The 16,876-nt window shown below is 37.7% G+C and carries 16 protein-coding genes and 1 riboswitch; of the genes, 7 read left to right on the top strand and 9 right to left on the bottom strand.

The genetic code is table 11. The features are described 5' to 3' along the window. Positions 1 to 40: 40 nt before the first annotated feature. From RK01_RS12660 to RK01_RS12645, 4 genes are all read left to right on the top strand, one after another. Positions 41 to 337, top strand: a complete 297-nt coding sequence (locus tag RK01_RS12660) for a hypothetical protein (protein WP_016173679.1) — start codon at positions 41 to 43, stop codon at positions 335 to 337. A 361-nt stretch (positions 338 to 698) separates the two neighbouring features. Continuing rightward, a riboswitch (Lysine riboswitch) is annotated at positions 699 to 871 on the top strand. A 175-nt stretch (positions 872 to 1,046) separates the two neighbouring features. Next, on the top strand, positions 1,047 to 2,648 hold the full coding sequence (locus RK01_RS12655; protein WP_016173678.1) for an ABC transporter permease subunit: 1,602 nt from the start codon (positions 1,047 to 1,049) through the stop codon (positions 2,646 to 2,648). 23 nt (positions 2,649 to 2,671) lie between these two features. Then, positions 2,672 to 3,418 (top strand): amino acid ABC transporter ATP-binding protein, encoded by a 747-nt coding sequence (locus tag RK01_RS12650; protein WP_016173677.1) that lies wholly within the window; start codon positions 2,672 to 2,674, stop codon positions 3,416 to 3,418. 181 nt (positions 3,419 to 3,599) lie between these two features. Continuing rightward, complete coding sequence (locus RK01_RS12645) at positions 3,600 to 4,952, top strand: amino acid permease (protein WP_195515768.1); 1,353 nt, start codon at positions 3,600 to 3,602, stop codon at positions 4,950 to 4,952. Positions 4,953 to 5,065: 113 nt separating this feature from the next. Here RK01_RS12645 and RK01_RS12640 read toward each other — a convergent pair whose 3' ends face one another. Further along, entirely contained in the window at positions 5,066 to 5,650 is a 585-nt protein-coding gene (locus tag RK01_RS12640) for a TMEM175 family protein (RefSeq protein WP_016173675.1), read from the bottom strand. A gap of 244 nt (positions 5,651 to 5,894) precedes the next feature. Here RK01_RS12640 and brnQ point away from each other — a divergent pair, with 244 nt between their 5' ends. From brnQ to ypfJ, 3 genes are all read left to right on the top strand, one after another. Beyond that, positions 5,895 to 7,247 carry a branched-chain amino acid transport system II carrier protein gene (gene brnQ, locus RK01_RS12635; protein WP_016173674.1) on the top strand — a complete coding sequence of 451 codons (1,353 nt, stop codon included), beginning with the start codon at positions 5,895 to 5,897 and terminating at the stop codon, positions 7,245 to 7,247. Positions 7,248 to 7,400: 153 nt separating this feature from the next. After that, entirely contained in the window at positions 7,401 to 8,897 is a 1,497-nt protein-coding gene (locus tag RK01_RS12630; RefSeq protein ID WP_016173673.1) for a helix-turn-helix domain-containing protein, read from the top strand. Between the two features lie 22 nt (positions 8,898 to 8,919). Further along, positions 8,920 to 9,804, top strand: coding sequence for a KPN_02809 family neutral zinc metallopeptidase (gene ypfJ / locus RK01_RS12625; protein WP_016173672.1), 885 nt, complete (start codon positions 8,920 to 8,922; stop codon positions 9,802 to 9,804). A 606-nt stretch (positions 9,805 to 10,410) separates the two neighbouring features. On the opposite strand, the gene RK01_RS12620 is transcribed toward ypfJ, so the two are convergent. The 8 genes from RK01_RS12620 to RK01_RS12585 form a co-directional block, all read right to left on the bottom strand. Next, positions 10,411 to 10,785: a hypothetical protein gene (locus RK01_RS12620; RefSeq protein ID WP_016173671.1), complete on the bottom strand. Its 375-nt coding sequence runs from the start codon at positions 10,783 to 10,785 to the stop codon at positions 10,411 to 10,413. A gap of 71 nt (positions 10,786 to 10,856) precedes the next feature. Further along, complete coding sequence (locus RK01_RS12615) at positions 10,857 to 11,312, bottom strand: low molecular weight protein-tyrosine-phosphatase (protein ID WP_016173670.1); 456 nt, start codon at positions 11,310 to 11,312, stop codon at positions 10,857 to 10,859. A 9-nt stretch (positions 11,313 to 11,321) separates the two neighbouring features. Next, positions 11,322 to 11,888 (bottom strand): TetR/AcrR family transcriptional regulator, encoded by a 567-nt coding sequence (locus tag RK01_RS12610; RefSeq protein ID WP_016173669.1) that lies wholly within the window; start codon positions 11,886 to 11,888, stop codon positions 11,322 to 11,324. A 14-nt stretch (positions 11,889 to 11,902) separates the two neighbouring features. Further along, the gene (gene ruvB / locus RK01_RS12605) at positions 11,903 to 12,901 is read right to left on the bottom strand and encodes a Holliday junction branch migration DNA helicase RuvB (protein ID WP_016173668.1); all 999 of its coding nucleotides are present in this window, start codon (positions 12,899 to 12,901) and stop codon (positions 11,903 to 11,905) included. 15 nt (positions 12,902 to 12,916) lie between these two features. After that, positions 12,917 to 13,510, bottom strand: coding sequence for a Holliday junction branch migration protein RuvA (ruvA, locus tag RK01_RS12600; RefSeq protein WP_016173667.1), 594 nt, complete (start codon positions 13,508 to 13,510; stop codon positions 12,917 to 12,919). A gap of 66 nt (positions 13,511 to 13,576) precedes the next feature. Further along, the gene (msrB, locus tag RK01_RS12595; protein ID WP_016173666.1) at positions 13,577 to 14,005 is read right to left on the bottom strand and encodes a peptide-methionine (R)-S-oxide reductase MsrB; all 429 of its coding nucleotides are present in this window, start codon (positions 14,003 to 14,005) and stop codon (positions 13,577 to 13,579) included. Positions 14,006 to 14,145: 140 nt separating this feature from the next. After that, a complete protein-coding gene (locus RK01_RS12590; RefSeq protein WP_016173665.1) occupies positions 14,146 to 14,700 on the bottom strand; it encodes a Maf family protein in 555 nt (184 codons plus the stop codon). 306 nt (positions 14,701 to 15,006) lie between these two features. Continuing rightward, entirely contained in the window at positions 15,007 to 16,803 is a 1,797-nt protein-coding gene (locus RK01_RS12585; protein ID WP_016173664.1) for a TgpA N-terminal domain-containing protein, read from the bottom strand. Positions 16,804 to 16,876 lie beyond the last annotated feature (73 nt).

Genomic DNA, 16,876 nt, shown 5'->3' with positions numbered 1-16,876 from the left:
AACAAAGAAGTTGCGTTTATGTAAAAGCGAGGTGAAACCATTGGTACCATTTATTATTTATTGGGGCGTAATCCTAGTATGTATCGCATGGGCTGCGTTAAGCATTTTCTTTTCTATTTTTTATTTGGCCCGCAAAGAAAACGGCAATTTATGGGCATTTGCTTTCTTTAACGTTATTGCTGCTATCGTACAAGCAATCGTCTTGGCTATTTATCGCACCTGGGGTTGGGGCATTACCCAATACTCAAGCTTGATTTATATTATCATCGGCGTATTACTTGTCTTAACTGTTATCCAAGCTGTATTAGGCCGTGAACCAAAAGAAAGTATCGCATAAGAATTGCACTAAAAATACCGCTTTTTTGAATTAGTGACGAAAGACTGGCAACAAATGTCTTTTACTATTTCAGTTAAGCGGTATTTTTGTATAGTGCGCATATTGTATACATACATTTTCATGAATCTTTGCTGAAACAAAACTAAAAAAAGTATGGACAAAAACTAACAAGGATTAGATATTTTCGTTTATTTTAGTACAACAATCACTATCAAACAGGGGTTTACAGCTTTAATTAAAGAACTTTCATCTAACAAAAAATAATGTATATTCTTTCATTTTAATGTAAAAAAATTTGACACCTTATCCAATTTGACGTAAAATTCTTGTGTACTATCAACTGAATACGAGATACCTCCGTCACCGAGGTAGAGGTCGCATCATTCATTAATCCTGTTGAGTAAGCAAATATTAGGACGCAGGCCTAGGGAATGATGCCGAAATGGATCACGTGTTTGCTCACGGATTTGTTGGGACGCACGGGAAATACCTGGCGGACTGTCTTAGCTTTTGCTAAGTTGCGCTATGTTTTGTGAGAGGTTTGTCGACGAATTTTGCTCTTTGTCAACAGCCGATTTCTTTTCATACGAACTGATTTCGGCTGTTTTTTTATTTTTTCGCTGGCGGCAACTCCATTCATCTCTCTCGTGTTTTAAGTGCCCCACTTAAATTACGTTGGTATGGTCAAATACTTTTTAAGGAGCAGAACATGAATAAAAAAATTTCCGTTACCGCACTACTTACCATTATTTTAAGCTTTTTCACCGTCGCTTTTGCAGCGACACCAGCAGCTGCTGATAGCCAAACACCATCAGACACACTTCGAGTTGGGATGGAAGCCGGTTATGCCCCCTTTAACTGGACCCAAACAACAGATGCCCACGGTGCTGTTCCAATCCAAGGAGAAAAATCAGCTTGGGCAGGTGGCTATGATGTCCAAATTGCCAAAAAAGTTGCCGCGGGATTAGGTAAAAAATTAGTAATTGTTAAAACCGATTGGGATGGCCTTCCAGTCGCTTTACAATCTGGCAAAATCGATGCGGTGATCGCCGGGATGTCGCCAACTGCTGAACGTAAAAAAGAAATTGATTTTACAAATCCTTACTATGAATCTCATTTGGTTATCGTGACCAGAAAAGATAGCAAATATGCTAAAGCCAAAGATTTGGCTGACTTTAAAGGGGCAAAACTTACCGCCCAATTAAATACGTTTCACTATACTGTAATTGATCAGATTCCTGGTGTGCAAAAAGAACAAGCCCAAAAGAATTTTTCAGCGATGCGTGCAGCACTCTCTTCTGGTGTCATTGACGGCTATGTTTCTGAACGGCCAGAAGGTGTTACCGCAACATCAGTTGATAAAAATTATGCAATGGTAGAATTTGCCAAAGATAAAGGCTTTAAAACCAACCCTGAAGATGTGCAAGTAGCCGTTGGTATGCGTAAAGGCGATTCCGATGTTGCAAAAGTCAATCAAATTTTGGCGGGAATTTCAGAAGATGAACGTACCAAATTGATGGATGCAGCAATTAAAGAGCAACCTGCTGCCGCTGATAGTAACGATGAAGAATCCGGATTTTTACATGATATTAAAACAATTTGGAACCAATACGGTGGTTTATTTTTACGGGGAGCAGGTTTAACACTGCTTATTGCTATTGTTAGTACCATTTTGGGAACAAGCCTTGGCTTACTCATTGGCGTTATTCGCTCACTGCCAGTAGCTGAAAACAAAGTATTATTTATTTTCCAAAAATTCTTTAATTGGTTATTGTCCGTTTATATTGAAATTTTCCGAGGCACACCAATGATGGTACAAGCAATGGTCATTTATTACGGTTTGGCACAAGTTTTCCAAATCGATTTAAACCGAACCTTAGCAGCCTTTATTATCGTATCTTTTAATACCGGAGCTTATATGTCTGAAATCGTACGGGGCGGGATTTTTTCAGTTGACCCTGGCCAATTTGAAGCTGCACAAGCAATCGGGATGACACATGGGCAAACCATGACCAAAGTTGTCTTACCTCAAGTTATTCGAAATATTTTGCCTGCTACTGGTAATGAATTTGTCATCAATATTAAAGATACCGCCGTATTGAGCGTTATCTCTGTTGCGGACTTGTTCTTCCAAGGAACATCTGCTGCCGGAACGAACTATAAGTTCTTCCCAGTCTTTACTATCGTCGGCATTATGTATTTGATTATGACGTATAGCGTTTCCCGAATTTTACGTTTAGTTGAAAAACGGATAGATGGGCCACAATCATACATCAAAGCTGATGAAGCTGAATTAGAAGCAGAAGAATAGGGATAATTTTAGGAGGAATAAACATGGCAGAGAAAATTATTGACATTCAGCATTTGAAAAAAAGCTTTGGAGAAAATGAAGTTTTAAAAGATATTGACTTTTCTGTAACTAAAGGTGAAGTGGTTTCCATTATCGGTTCATCCGGTTCTGGTAAATCAACTTTATTACGTTGCATCAATTTATTAGAAAAACCCACTAGTGGTGAAATTTATTATAAAGGGGAAAATGTCTTATCCCCCGGTTATAGTCTGACAAAATATCGGACGCATTTAGGCATGGTTTTTCAATCCTTTAATTTATTTAGCAATATGAATGTTTTAGAAAACTGTGTTACCGGACAGACGACTGTGTTAAAACGCAATCGTGCTGAAGCAAAAAAAATTGCATTAACTAACTTGGAAAAAGTCGGGATGGACCGCTACATTGAAGCAAAACCATCACAATTATCAGGGGGGCAAAAACAACGGGTAGCGATTGCCCGCGCCCTCTCAATGGACCCAGATGTCATGCTTTTTGACGAACCAACCTCTGCACTTGATCCAGAAATGGTAGGCGAAGTTTTAAAAACAATGAAAGCACTCGCTCAGACAGGGTTAACCATGGTAGTGGTAACCCACGAAATGGATTTTGCCCGTGATGTCTCTAATCGCGTCATTTTTATGGATAAAGGCGTTATTGCAGAACAAGGCTGCCCAGAAGATATTTTTGGAAATCCAAAAGAAGAACGAACGAAAAAATTCTTACACCGTGTTTTAGATAAAGAAGCATAATTAGAATAACCAACGGCTAAAAGTCTCCTCTACACCTTTACTTTTAGTCGTTGGTATTTTTTTGTCAAAAAAGCAATAACAATCTAACATTGAAATTTTCTGAAAATTATCCTAAAATTAAGCCAGCACTCTCCAAGAAAAAAATTCAGAGGGAATTTCCCCAATTACAAAGGATGAAAATTTGATGGAATCGCAAGAATTAAGTCGCAGTTTAAAAAATCGTCATGTCCAGTTAATTTCAATTGGAGGCGCGATTGGTACTGGTTTGTTTTTAGGGGCAGGTAAATCAATTCAATTAGCCGGACCCGCTATTTTATTTGCTTATCTAATTACAGGGTGTATTTGTTTTTTGATTATGCGCTCATTAGGCGAATTACTTTTATCTAATACCGATAAGCATTCTTTTTTAGATTTTGTTGCAGAATACTTAGGAAAAAAATGGGCTTTTCTAACCGGATGGACCTATTGGTTTTGTTGGATTTCTATTGCTATGGCCGATTTAACCGCGACTGGTCTTTACGTACGGTACTGGTTTCCCCAAATCCCCCAGTGGTTACCGGAATTAATTGCCTTAGTTTTATTAGTAGCCTTAAATATGATTGCCGTATCTTTATTTGGGGAACTTGAATTTTGGTTTGCTCTAATTAAAGTTGTGGCCATTATTGCTTTGATTGTAGTGGGTGCTTATATGATTGTTACCCATTATCAAACTACTGCTGGAGTAGTAAAAGTTAGTAATGTTTGGCACCATGGCGGTTGGTTTCCAAAAGGAATGTCCGGTTTTGTGCTTTCTTTTCAAATGGTAACTTTTGCTTTTGCTGGTATTGAATTGGTCGGACTTGTAGCTGGGGAAACAAAAAATCCTAAAAAAGTTTTACCTGAAGCCATTAACAATATTCCGATTCGCATCATTTTATTTTATTTAGGGGCTTTATTTGTCATTATGGCTATTTATCCTTGGAATAGTTTGAGTGCTAGTGAGAGTCCGTTTGTGGAAGTATTCTCAGATATTGGCATCACTGCCGCGGCCACCGTCATTAACGTCGTAGTCTTATCTGCAGCTGCTTCTGCTTGTAATAGTGCAATTTACAGTACCGGACGGATGCTCCGCTCTTTGGCTCAAGAAGGGAGTGCCCCAAAACCTTTTGAAAAATTGACCAAACACCAAGTGCCCGGCAACGCTATTTTCTTTTCTGCTTTAGTGATTTTCATCGCCGTTATCTTAAATTACTTCATGCCCAGTGAAGTCTTTACCATTGTTACGAGTGTCGCAACTACCTGCTTTTTATTTATTTGGGGAATTCTTGTCTACACTCACATGAAATATCGTAAAAGTATCTTAGGTAAAAAAAGCCATGCTTTTAAAATGCCTTTTTATCCTTATAGCAATATCCTGATTTTTGCTTTCTTACTCTTTGTAGCAGTTGTCTTACTCTTATCAAAAGAAACCCGTGTCGCAGCCCTTGTGACCCCTATTTGGTTTGTCATTTTAAGGGTAATCTATCATTTTAAATTTGAAAAAAATAAGCTTTAGCAGTACCATTTCTATAAAAAAAGCGTTCATCTCACTGATTTTGCAGTGGTTGAACGCTTTTTTATTATTCGCATGTAAACAAATCCTGATCGTGTACGTAATGAAAATAAAACTTATATTTCCAAACGATTTTGGATTTTCGCAGCTGTTTCATAAGAAGGTATCCAGATGGCTGAAACGATAAAACGGCCAAATAACCCAATTGTAGGATGCCAAAAAACTGCCGCTATAAGTAATAAATTAATTACCATTGACAGCCCACTACGACGATCATGACGTAGGAGTTGTGTGCCACGGGTATTATCATCATTAGCTTTTAAAATTTGCTTGGTTAAAATACCAAAAGAAAAGCTCCACATCGTATAGACAACCACATAGGCTAAAGCCGGCCAAAACATCCCCGGATTACTCCCAACCCATTGGGTCACAGCCGGACACAAAGTTAACCAAAACAACCAAAAAATATTGGCCCAGATTACACGATCATCTACTTTTTCAGTCATCTTCATTACCCGATGATGGGTTACCCAAATTACTGCTACAAAAATGAAACTAATCGTATAAGCGGTTAAAACATCTCGCATGGCTAAAAGCGATGCTAAAGTTGGTGCAGCAGGAAAACGAATTTCCAATACCAAAATCGTGATGACAATGGCCACTACGCCATCTGTAAAAGCCGTTAAACGTCCTTTTGTCACTTTTTTCACCTCAATTTATTTTAGCACACCTGATAGATAATCGGCATTTTTTAGCCAAGAGGACAATTCATGGCATTATCTAGCTAAACTTTCAGAAAACTCTTGAAAATCGCCGTCAATTCTGTTATTTTTGAAACACTTATCACTTAATAGAATTGTCATTTCACGCTTTGGGGAGCGGGAATCAGACAATCGCAAAATAATACGCAATAATTGATAGAATTTATAATTTTCGAGGTGGAAAATGGAAAAAAAGTTACAATTTAAAGATTATTTATTTGTCGGTTCGATGTTATTCGGTCTATTCTTTGGCGCAGGCAATCTAATTTTTCCCGTCCATATGGGGCAATTAGCCGGTGCCAACGTTTTTAGCGCCAACTTGGGCTTTCTTGTAACCGGGATTGGGCTACCCTTTTTAGGTGTTTTAGCAATTGGCTTATCCCGCAGTAGCGGATTGTACGATTTAGCTTGTCGCGTGAATAAAACCTATGCCAAAATTTTTACAATTTTACTGTATTTAGTAATCGGTCCCTTTTTTGCTTTACCGCGATTAGCTACAACATCTTTTGAAATTGGCTTGGCACCTTTTTTAGCTAAAAGCCAGACTACTTTAGCCTTAGCAATTTTTAGTGTACTATTTTTTATTAGCGCCTGGGCCCTGTCCCGCAAACCAACTAAATTGTTAAATTACGTGGGAAAATTTTTGAATCCTTTATTTTTAGTATTATTAGGCGTTTTAATTTTATTAGCCTTTTTAAATCCTATCGGCAGCATTAGCGCAACACCAATTCAAGCTAATTATACCGACCACGCTTTTTTAACAGGTTTTACAGAGGGTTACAACACATTAGATGCTTTAGCTTCATTGGCTTTTGGTATTATTATTGTCACCACTTTAAAAGATATGGGTGTCAAAAAACCAAGTACCATTGCCATGGATACGGTTAAATCAGGTTTCATTAGTATTCTTTTAATGGGTATTATTTATACGCTTCTTTCTTTAATGGGAACGATGAGTCTTGGCAAATTTGCCATTTCCGAAAACGGTGGGGTGGCTTTAGCAGAAATTGCTAAACACTACTTAGGAACTGGCGGCAGCATACTATTAGCCTTTATTGTCATTATCGCTTGTTTAAAAACTGCAATTGGATTAATTACAGCTTTTTCAGAAACGTTTGTTGAATTGTTCCCACAACAAAAATATACTACTTTTGTTACCGGTGCCAGCTTACTAGCTTGCTTGTTTGCCAACATTGGTTTAACGAAAATTATCGAGTTTTCTACTCCGGTTTTAATGTTTACCTATCCATTGGCAATTACATTAATCCTCCTTGCTTTACTTGGTCCTTTATTTAAACAACGGGCCAGTGTTTATCGCTTAACGACTTACTTTACTTTATTTGCAGCTATTTTAGACGGACTAAACGCCGCCCCAGCATTTTTGAGAAATTTGGCCCCTGTTCAAAGCCTACTTCATTTTGCCAATGATTACCTCCCTTTTTTCCAAGTGGGAATGGGTTGGATTGTGCCGGCACTCCTTGGTTTTATTGTGGGTTTGATTTGGACAGCTGTAAAAAAAGCACCCGCTGAAAGTTAACAATAAATTTTCTCTGTATTTCTATTTTAAATGACAATAAATAAAACGCCTGCTTCTTTTAAGAAGGGGGCGTTTTTGCGTGTGCTTATAACTGACAGCCTGACCAAAAAACGATACAATGAGAAAAAGGAGTCAAAATATGGAGGGATATTTATGGTATATGAAGAGCTGATGATGGATGCATCAACGCTATTAAAATTTGAACTGTTCCGCAAAATGATGTTTATTGGTCGTCCCAATTATTCAATTGCTGAACTAGCGCAAGAAATGAACCTTAATTACCAACAAACCGTTATTGATTTAACGGAGATTGATAAAGAAATTAGTGAGATTCGCCCTGAGCATGAAAGCTTCTTAATTGGAGCGGGAAAAATTAATTGTCTGAATTTGACTGCAACGATTGATGAATATCGTTATTATTTGTTGCAAAATTCTGTTCCATTTCAATTTATTTTATATTTTATCAATGAAGAAAATCCAACAATTGAAGACTTTTGTGATCGCTACTTCTCCAGTCGCTCCACAGTCTCGCGTAAAATTGAAAAGTTAAAAAATTTTTTGAAGTCATTTAATTTACGTTTTACATATACAGAAGCTGGCATAGTTGGAGATGAACGTCTTGCCCGCTTGGCTTTATTTAATCTAATCTGGCTGGGTACCAGAGGAATCGTTTGGCCGTTTAAAGTATCTGAAGATAAAGTGAACCAAATGGTAGCAGCTTTTGGAGAATACTTCCCCCTTTCTCGTACTTATTTGGGAAGTTTAGAGCTAAAATATTTTGCGGCGATTTTCTTACTTCGCATTAAAAAAGGTATTTTTGTTAAATACGATAAAGCTTATGACTGCTTAATGAAAAATAATGACTATTATGATTTTACCCGCTTAAATCCTTTAGTCGATAATCAATTAACCGCGCGTCAAAGTAAAGCGGAATCGAGTTTTATATTCTTTTTAGCGCATTTCATTCCTTTTTATACGTTAGAAGACGATCCGACTTTAGCTCAAACTATTCACGATTTTAAAAAAGAACCAAATCCTGTTGACAATTTGGTAGAAGAATTTTTACATTTCGCCAAAGAAGAATTATTCACCAATAATCCTTCTATTTTAGATCAACCTCTTGTCATAGGAAATTTATTAAATATTACTTTTGGTTACTATGTAATTAAATATCGGATGCCAACCATCCAACGTTTGTTAGGACCAAAACAAGTTTTTGAATCGCCAATCCGAGAAATGGAAGGAAAGATCCGTACCTTCTTTGTCGATAAAAGCAATAAAGAGCCTTATGATGCTTTTGTTAATAACGCAACCATTAATAGTCTCGTCAATGGTTTTACGCAAGTATTAATGCCACTTTATGACACCATGACGCATGCGAAAAAAGTTGAAGTCGGTGTTGCAATTGAACATAACTACTTAATCGTAAAAAGTATCTACCAATTCATGTCGGACTTAAAATTTGTTAATGCTGAAACTTTTGCTAGCCAAAAACAAGATCATTATGATTTGATTATCAGTTCTTCTTTATTGATAAAAAATCAAACACCAAATTCAAATTTCTTTTTATGGGAGTTAGGCCAAGACGACGAACAATATATCATTTTATATAAACGTTTACGCAAAATCTTTAATGAAAAAAATAAGTAAGCGCAAATAAGGAGGGACGCTTATGCGTTGGAAGGGTGGACGACAAAGTCAGAATGTCGAAGATCGTCGTAGCAGTTCCGGAGGACTATCCGGAGGCTTGATTGGCGGGGGCGGCATTGGTGTCTTACTGATTGTTTTATTTTCTTTATTCTTTTCTGGTGGCAATATTGACTTAGGATCTCTTTTAGGGAGTGAAAACAGTCCAATTACTGCCCAACAGCCCACCGGAACCGATGATCAAAAAGAGTTTGCCAGTGTGGTATTTGGTCATTTGGAAGATTATTGGAATAGTGAATTTAAAACAACAGAATATGCCAAATACCAACAAGATTACGAAGATCCAACCTTAGTTTTATACAGTGGCAGCGTCCGTTCTGCTTGTGGACAAGCTTCTTCTGCCGTGGGTCCCTTTTATTGCCCTGGAGATCAAAAAGTCTACTTGGATTTAAGTTTTCAAGAAGAGTTATCGCAACGTTTCGGTGCCACCGGAGATTTTGCTATGGCCTATGTAATTGCCCATGAGGTCGGCCATCATGTGCAATATGAGTTGGGAACCTCTGCCAAAATGGAACAATTACGTAGCCGTCTTTCGGAAAAACAGTACAATCGCTACAGTGTAGCTTTAGAATTACAAGCAGATTACTTTGCTGGGTGTTTTGCCCGTTATTTAGAAAATAAAACCTACCAAGGACAACCTATTTTAGAAGTAGGGGATATTGACGAAGCGATGCAGGCGGCAAATCAAATTGGCGATGATACCTTGCAACAAGAAGCACAAGGATATGTGGTTCCAGATAGTTTTACTCATGGTACTTCTGAGCAACGGGTTGATTGGTTTAAGCGCGGCTATCAATACGGCGACTTAAACCATGGTGATACATTTAGTGCCTATAATTTAAGTTTATAAATGCTTATGATACTCCAATAATAATAGAAAACCTGCTTAACGGAGACCACATCTATCCGTTAAGCAGGTTTTTTGTATGTAAAGAACTGATATGATTTTTATAAAGAGCTGTGTAAGTTCCTTTCGCTTTTCTAGATGTCCAGCACATGAACCAGCTCTCTACGGCAATAAACTAAAATTTTAAATAAATCGGAAGAACAATTTATTAAAATTCCAGCTTATTGCTTAAGAGCTGAGTAAGTTCCTTTAGCTTTTATTGCTTAATACTTTTTTAAAGATATTTACCAATTTTTGCTTCTTTGATTCACAAAATATTCATAAATGGTTTGTACTATATAAGTGTACCAACAAACAACCCTAACTAACACTTTTTCATTTTTAACTCCTTGCCCGTCGCCTCCCTAGCGACGGGCCCTTTTTATCTCTTCTTATAAGAAGAGATAAAAGAACTTTTCTTCAGCTCGCCAGCAGACGAAATCTTACTAAGTTACTCTTCAATTTCTTGAAATTTCAGCTTATTGTCGTAATGACCTTATTTTTTATAAAAAGCATATAATTTCCTACAAAAAAACTACGCCAGCTATCCGCCGCGTAGCTATTATCCCTTTATGATTGTCGCGTAATACTGGTGCGTTGTCCTGTTTTATCCAAAATACTGACCTTCCGGATGGACTCTAATGGAATCATGCGTATAGGCTGTTCTTTATTTTGCGGTTGCATGATTAAATGATTAGGATTTAATTGTTTATTTAAAATCCAACCATAAACTGTTTCATATTTGACGCTATTTTGACTCACATCCAACTGTAAAACCACAAGACTTTCTTTTTCGGCAGCCAAGACTAAAGTTTCAGCCATTTCCACTGAAATCTTTTGCTGTAGCTCTTTATCCATATTATCACTTAAAAATCCTTTTAATAAGGCATTCGAGGTATTGGCCACGAAATTGCCGAATTTTTTAACATTCATTTTTTCTTTCATTGCCGCCACCCCTTCTAATAAGTAAGCATATTTTATCAAATTTCCATAAAAAGACAAGTTTTTTTGATTGTTTAATCAGCAGTCAAAATTTCCAGCCAGGGAGCCAAACCTACTTCAATCAACCGTTTTGTCTCGTAAAAATCCCCCGTATAGTAAGGATCAGGAATAGACTCGTTTTTTCTCTCAGCTACTACGGACAAGTAAGAAGCTACTTTAGCAGTTTTATCTTGGGGCGCTACCGCCAAAATATCGGCGACATTCTCTTTATCCATTCCTACAATGTAGTCAAAGTGATAAAAATCTTCTTGTTGCAATTGGCGTGAAACCATAGCCGAAAAATCAATTCCAGCCTTTTTTAGAATTTTTTGCGTGCCCGGATGTGGCGGGTTGCCAACTTCCCAACGACTGGTGGCAGCAGAATCTACACTAATTTTTTTGCCTGCTGCAATCGTATATTGACGAAATAGTCCCTCAGCCATTGGTGAGCGACAAATATTGCCTAAACAAACAAATAAAATGCGTTTCATCTTATCCTCCTATTGTTCTTCTTGCTGATATAAACGATACGAATAAAATTCAACATCTTTTGCTAAACGAAACATTTGTGTCGCCACTTCCAAGGGGGGAACAGGATAATCATCTTCAATCCAAGCTAACAACACCCCGCTACAGCCATAAGTGAAAAAATGGCCATAAAAATCTTTATCCGATTCAGATAAATAGTTTTCCGTATCAAAGTCTTCAAATAATTTACGGAAAAGTCGCCCGACAATTTTGGAAAACTCACGAATTAAAATTTCTTTGCGGTCTGCCACTGTTTTGCGATAAAAATCACGATGCTGATAAATAGCTCGCAGCATTTGCAACACTTGTTCTTCCCAGTTTGCTAATGATAATTCGTCACTCGTTAAGAAATTGAGTGCTTCTGTGTAATAAATATAACGCAATAGTTCATCTTTATCTGCAAAATGATAATAAAAGGTTTGGCGATTAATTTCTGCTTTTTTGGCAATCATTTGCACGCTAATTTTACTATAGTCAGTTGTTTTTACTAGCTCAATTAACGCTGTTGCAATCTTTACTTTTGTTTGATTAACTGCCATCCCAACACACTCCATTATTCATAAGGATAACCAAAATGTTCATAGGCTAATCCAGTGGCAATTCGCCCACGGGGAGTTCGTTTTAAAAATCCTTTTTGAATTAAAAAAGGCTCATACATATCTTCCACCGTTTCGGTTTCTTCTCCAATGTTTACCGCTAACGTACTTAAGCCAACTGGTCCGCCACCATACAATTCAATCATCGTTTTAATTAATTTTTGATCGACATAATCAAGCCCCGCTTCATCGACTTGCAGCAATTGCAAAGCCTGAGCGGCAATTTTGTCATCAATTATACCATCTGCTTCCACTTGCGCAAAATCACGCACGCGTTTTAATAGCCGATTGGCAATTCGCGGGGTCCCCCGCGAACGCCGGGCAATCTCGTGTGCACCAGTCTCGACAATCGCAGTAGTAAAAATATCAGCCGAACGTAAAACGATTTCTTGTAAATCTGACTCGCGATAATATTCCAAATGACTAATAATACCAAAACGATCCCGCAAAGGCGCAGAAAGCATGCCTGCTCGCGTCGTAGCCCCTACTAAGGTAAAAGGAGGCAAAGGAAAGTGGACAGGATGCGCGGTTGGTCCTTGCCCTACCATAATGTCAACATAAAAATCTTCCATGGCCGAATACAACATTTCTTCGGCGACACGGGGCAGTCGATGAATTTCATCAATAAATAAAACATCTCCTGCTTCCAATTCATTTAAAATCGCCACCAGATCGCCGGGTTTTTCTATAGCTGGTCCACTCGTAGTCCGAATGTTTACATTCATCTCATTGGCGATAACCATCGCCATGGTGGTCTTTCCTAATCCAGGCGGGCCATAAAGTAAAACATGGTCTAAAGACTCTTCTCGATTTTTAGCCGCAGCGATATAAATAGACAGTTCATGTTTCACTTTGTCTTGACCAATATACTGGGACAAAAATTGGGGACGTAATGATTTTTCCAGTAATTGCTCTACCGATTCTTTTTCTGGTGAGACAAGCCGTTCTTCTGTCACATCTTCTCCTCCTTTCTATTTTTTCATCACAAGTTTTAGTGCCGCTCGTAAATATTCATCTGTTGTCTGCATTTCTTCATTTGCCAAAGTTTTCTCAACTTTTTTGACTTCTTTTGCACTATAGCCTAAAGCTGCTAAGGCCTCCATTGCTTCTGTGAGCGCTATTTTACCAGTAGATTGTGGTAAGAGTTCCAAGTTCAATTGCGGATCGTATAAGTCGCCTAATTTTCCCTTTAAATCTAATATCATTTGCTGCGCTGTTTTTTTACCAACACCTGGGAATTTGGTTAAATAAGTGACATCACCGGATTCAATCGCATTAATCATGCCCGTATGCTCTTCTCCGGCCATAATTGCCAAAGCCGATTTAGGTCCGATTCCTGAAACACTAATCAAGCGCAAAAAAAGTTGCTTTTCAGCTAATTTTTTAAAACCATATAAGATATGGGTATCTTCTCGAATAACCTGTTGCACATATACTTTTGCCTCTTCTTGTTCTTTAAAGCGATACGGATTCCCCACAGCAATTTGATAACCAATTCCTTGATTTTCCAAAACAATGTAAGCTGGGGTAATCCCCGTAATTTTACCAATCAAATACTCGTACATTTTTTTGTCCTTCCTGTACATACGTTCCCCTTATTGTAGCATAGTTTGACAAAGGACAAAAGCTGACTATTTGACAAGTGGTAAATATTCGCCATAACCTGCAGCTTCCATTTCGGATTTAGGAATAAATTTTAATGCGGCGGAATTAATGCAATACCGCAAACCACCGGCATCTTTTGGTCCATCACTAAAAACATGGCCTAAATGAGAGTCGGCATCTTTACTGCGAACTTCTACTCGGTGCATACCATGGGAAAAATCAGCTTTTTCTTTAACCCCTCGTTTTTCAATTGGTTTTGAAAAAGCAGGCCAACCACAGCCGGCATCGTATTTATCCGTTGATGAAAAAAGTGCTTCGCCACTAACGACATCTACATAAATTCCCTTTTCATAAAAATCATCATACTTCCCGGTAAATGGTCGCTCCGTTGCATTTTCTTGCGTCACAGCATATTCTTCTGGTGTTAATTGTTTTTTCAATTCTTCTTTATTCATATCAATCACTCCTTTAAGAAAATAGTACGCCCATCTATTTAAAAGCAGAAATTTTATGCTTGAAAAATACGCAGCTCTTAATGTTTCATAAACTCAGCTTTACGCTGAATTTAGACAACATTAATGGCTGCGTATCTTTTTTAGATGATCTTTTTCAACATTTGATTCACTACACCAACAGGAAAACCGACAATACTGTAATAATCACCATCAACTTTTTTCACAAATAGACTTGCTTGGCCTTGAATGCCATAAGCACCAGCTTTATCTGCATATTCTCCCGTATCCAAATAACGATTGATTTCCCCATCGCTTAGTTCAAAAAATAAAACTTTAGCTGGAACTAATTCTTGTAAGATTTGATGTCCTTTCCGCATTACAACTGCTGTATAGACGTGATGCATGCCTCCACTCATCTCTTTTAACATCACAAAAGCTTCTTTTCGAGAGTTTGGTTTGCCCAAAATTTTACCATGATTGACAACAATGGTATCACTGGCAATTACCAAATCTTGGGGATGCTTTGCAGCCACGACTTTCGCTTTTTCCTTTGCCATATGAATGACATATTCTTCCGGCCGATCTGTTTCTTTTACAGTTTCATCAATATCTGCCGGCTCCACTTTGAAGTCTGCTACCAAACGGGCCAATAACTCTTTTCGTCTGGGTGATTGTGATGCTAAAATAATTGCCAAGAAAAACTCCTCCTCTAATTTGCTTCACTTAAAAAAATATCTCTCATTCTATATTTGAAACCTCAATTGTTCATTCTAAAACTACTCCTCTAACCTTTCAAACAATACGATCACAAGAAAAGCATAATGAACTCGTTTAACGCGCCAGCAATAAGACACAATCGCAATAAATTGCTCCTCAAATTTCTTAAGATTTTGGCTTATTGTCGCAGCGTGTTCGTTCATTATGCTAGACAATTAAAAGCAAAAGCTGTGGTTTAGCGCTTTTGAAAAAGCGAGAAAAGTTTTTCTGGCTGACAGACTGCTTTATTCCTTTGTTCCGAGTCCTTGAACTGTTAAATCTTGGATACTGGCTGCTGTTTGATCCGCAGTAACGTTAGCTTTAAAAGTTACCTTATCTCCTTCTTTAATAAAAATAGCATAAGGACTATTGTTTGAATTCACACTATACACAGTATTATCATCTTTTAATAAAAAGGATACTACGGTATTGCTGCCATTGGCGAGTACGACGATGCGTTGAACTACACCACTTTTTTGAGCTAAAGCGTCTGCTTCAGTACTACTATTATTACTTCCTTTTGTTGCAAGTTCAATCCGATAAGCATCCAGCGCATTTTGCGCATTTTCAGCATCCACCACAATATCGTTATCCACTGCATTAATGTAAACATATTTTTTAAAAATGCCTTTTGTATCCATTAACGAGACAATCCACGTTGGCACACCGTCAATATTGTAAAGAACTGGCATTTCAGCATCCCATTTCTTTTCAGGATAAATTTTTGAGGCAATGGATATTGCACCATCACTATCCATTATTCCAACTTCAGAATCGCGGTAATATGTCAACTGTCCACTGCGAGCATCGATTAATGAGTAACCTAAGGCCGAGTCTTGATCATCATCGCCACTAGTAAAATCAGTGAAGTAATTTAATTGTCCTTCTTTACTAAGCATCGGTGTAATTTGTCCGGCAGCGTAAATACCATTATCCGTTGGGACTTTGACATCTTTTTTAGCTCCAAAGACAAATTGATTCCACCAGCCTTGCCCATAGCGTCCAAAGAATTCGTTCATACTGTTGGCCGCAGCCGAAGTAATCGGCGCATCTACAAAAGCAGGCGCTTTTTTACTGTCATACAATTTGACATCGCCTGTTTGTGCGTTTAGCACGGCTGTTTTGAAATCATTATAATGCATTAGTCCTGTGACCCCATATTCCTTATATAAGGTTTGAATATAATAAGGGATACCTTTATCATCAATTTCGAGATTGATTTTTCCATAAGAAGCATAACCAGGAAAAGCAGCATAAATTTTTCTTCCCGCATCTTGATTAAAAAAGGCGGAAGGCGTGTACTTCAATGACTCTTTGACAAATTCAGGTTGTGCATTGATGTCTGTGGCACTAATTTTGAAATAACCGGGAACTTCCCCCAATTTAAGCCATTTGAAAAAGCCATTGTATTCCACAGTTGCCACATAAACATACTCACCATTGATTGTCTGGGCAGTAATACCATCTAATGTAAACATATTGGAATTGGGAATGACTGAAAACTTCTGCAGCATTTTCCGCTTCACCATATCAGGAGCAATTGCGATTGGTGTTTCTTTAGTTGAAGTTAGCACTTCTGCTTTTTCCTTCGTCTTTGCAGGGATTGAGGAGTAAACCTCATCAATGGATGTAATTGCACTAATTTTAGAAACAGCAAATAATAGCACCATCAACACCATTACGGCGGCAAAAACTTTCCCCAATTGAGCCGATACTAATTTTGTATCAAAAGAGATATCTGCGCGCTTAGTGGAAATCAACGTATTCTTACGTATTTTTTTGCCCGCTTTTATAACCGACAGGTAAAGACTTGCCAATAAAATAGCCGCAAATGCTCCCCACAAGTTGTACCATAAAAGCGAACTTAAATTTTTACTAGGTAGCGCAATATATAAAAAGCCTGCCATCACAAATAACTCAAAAATAGTTAGAATGAGCAAGCCTTTACGGGGACTTGCTTTTTCCATCACTGCTATCAAAATATTAACAGTTAATATACCAATACCAAACAACAACGTTAAAACAACAAAATCAACAATCATCCACTACACTCTTTCTTTTATAAGACTTTTATCCATTATGCCAGAAAATAGGCAAAAATACTTCAGTCTTTGG

The organism is Enterococcus dispar ATCC 51266, assembly GCF_000406945.1.
In the GTDB taxonomy this organism is placed as follows: domain Bacteria; phylum Bacillota; class Bacilli; order Lactobacillales; family Enterococcaceae; genus Enterococcus_C; species Enterococcus_C dispar.
This window is presented reverse-complemented; position numbering and strand designations above follow the sequence as displayed.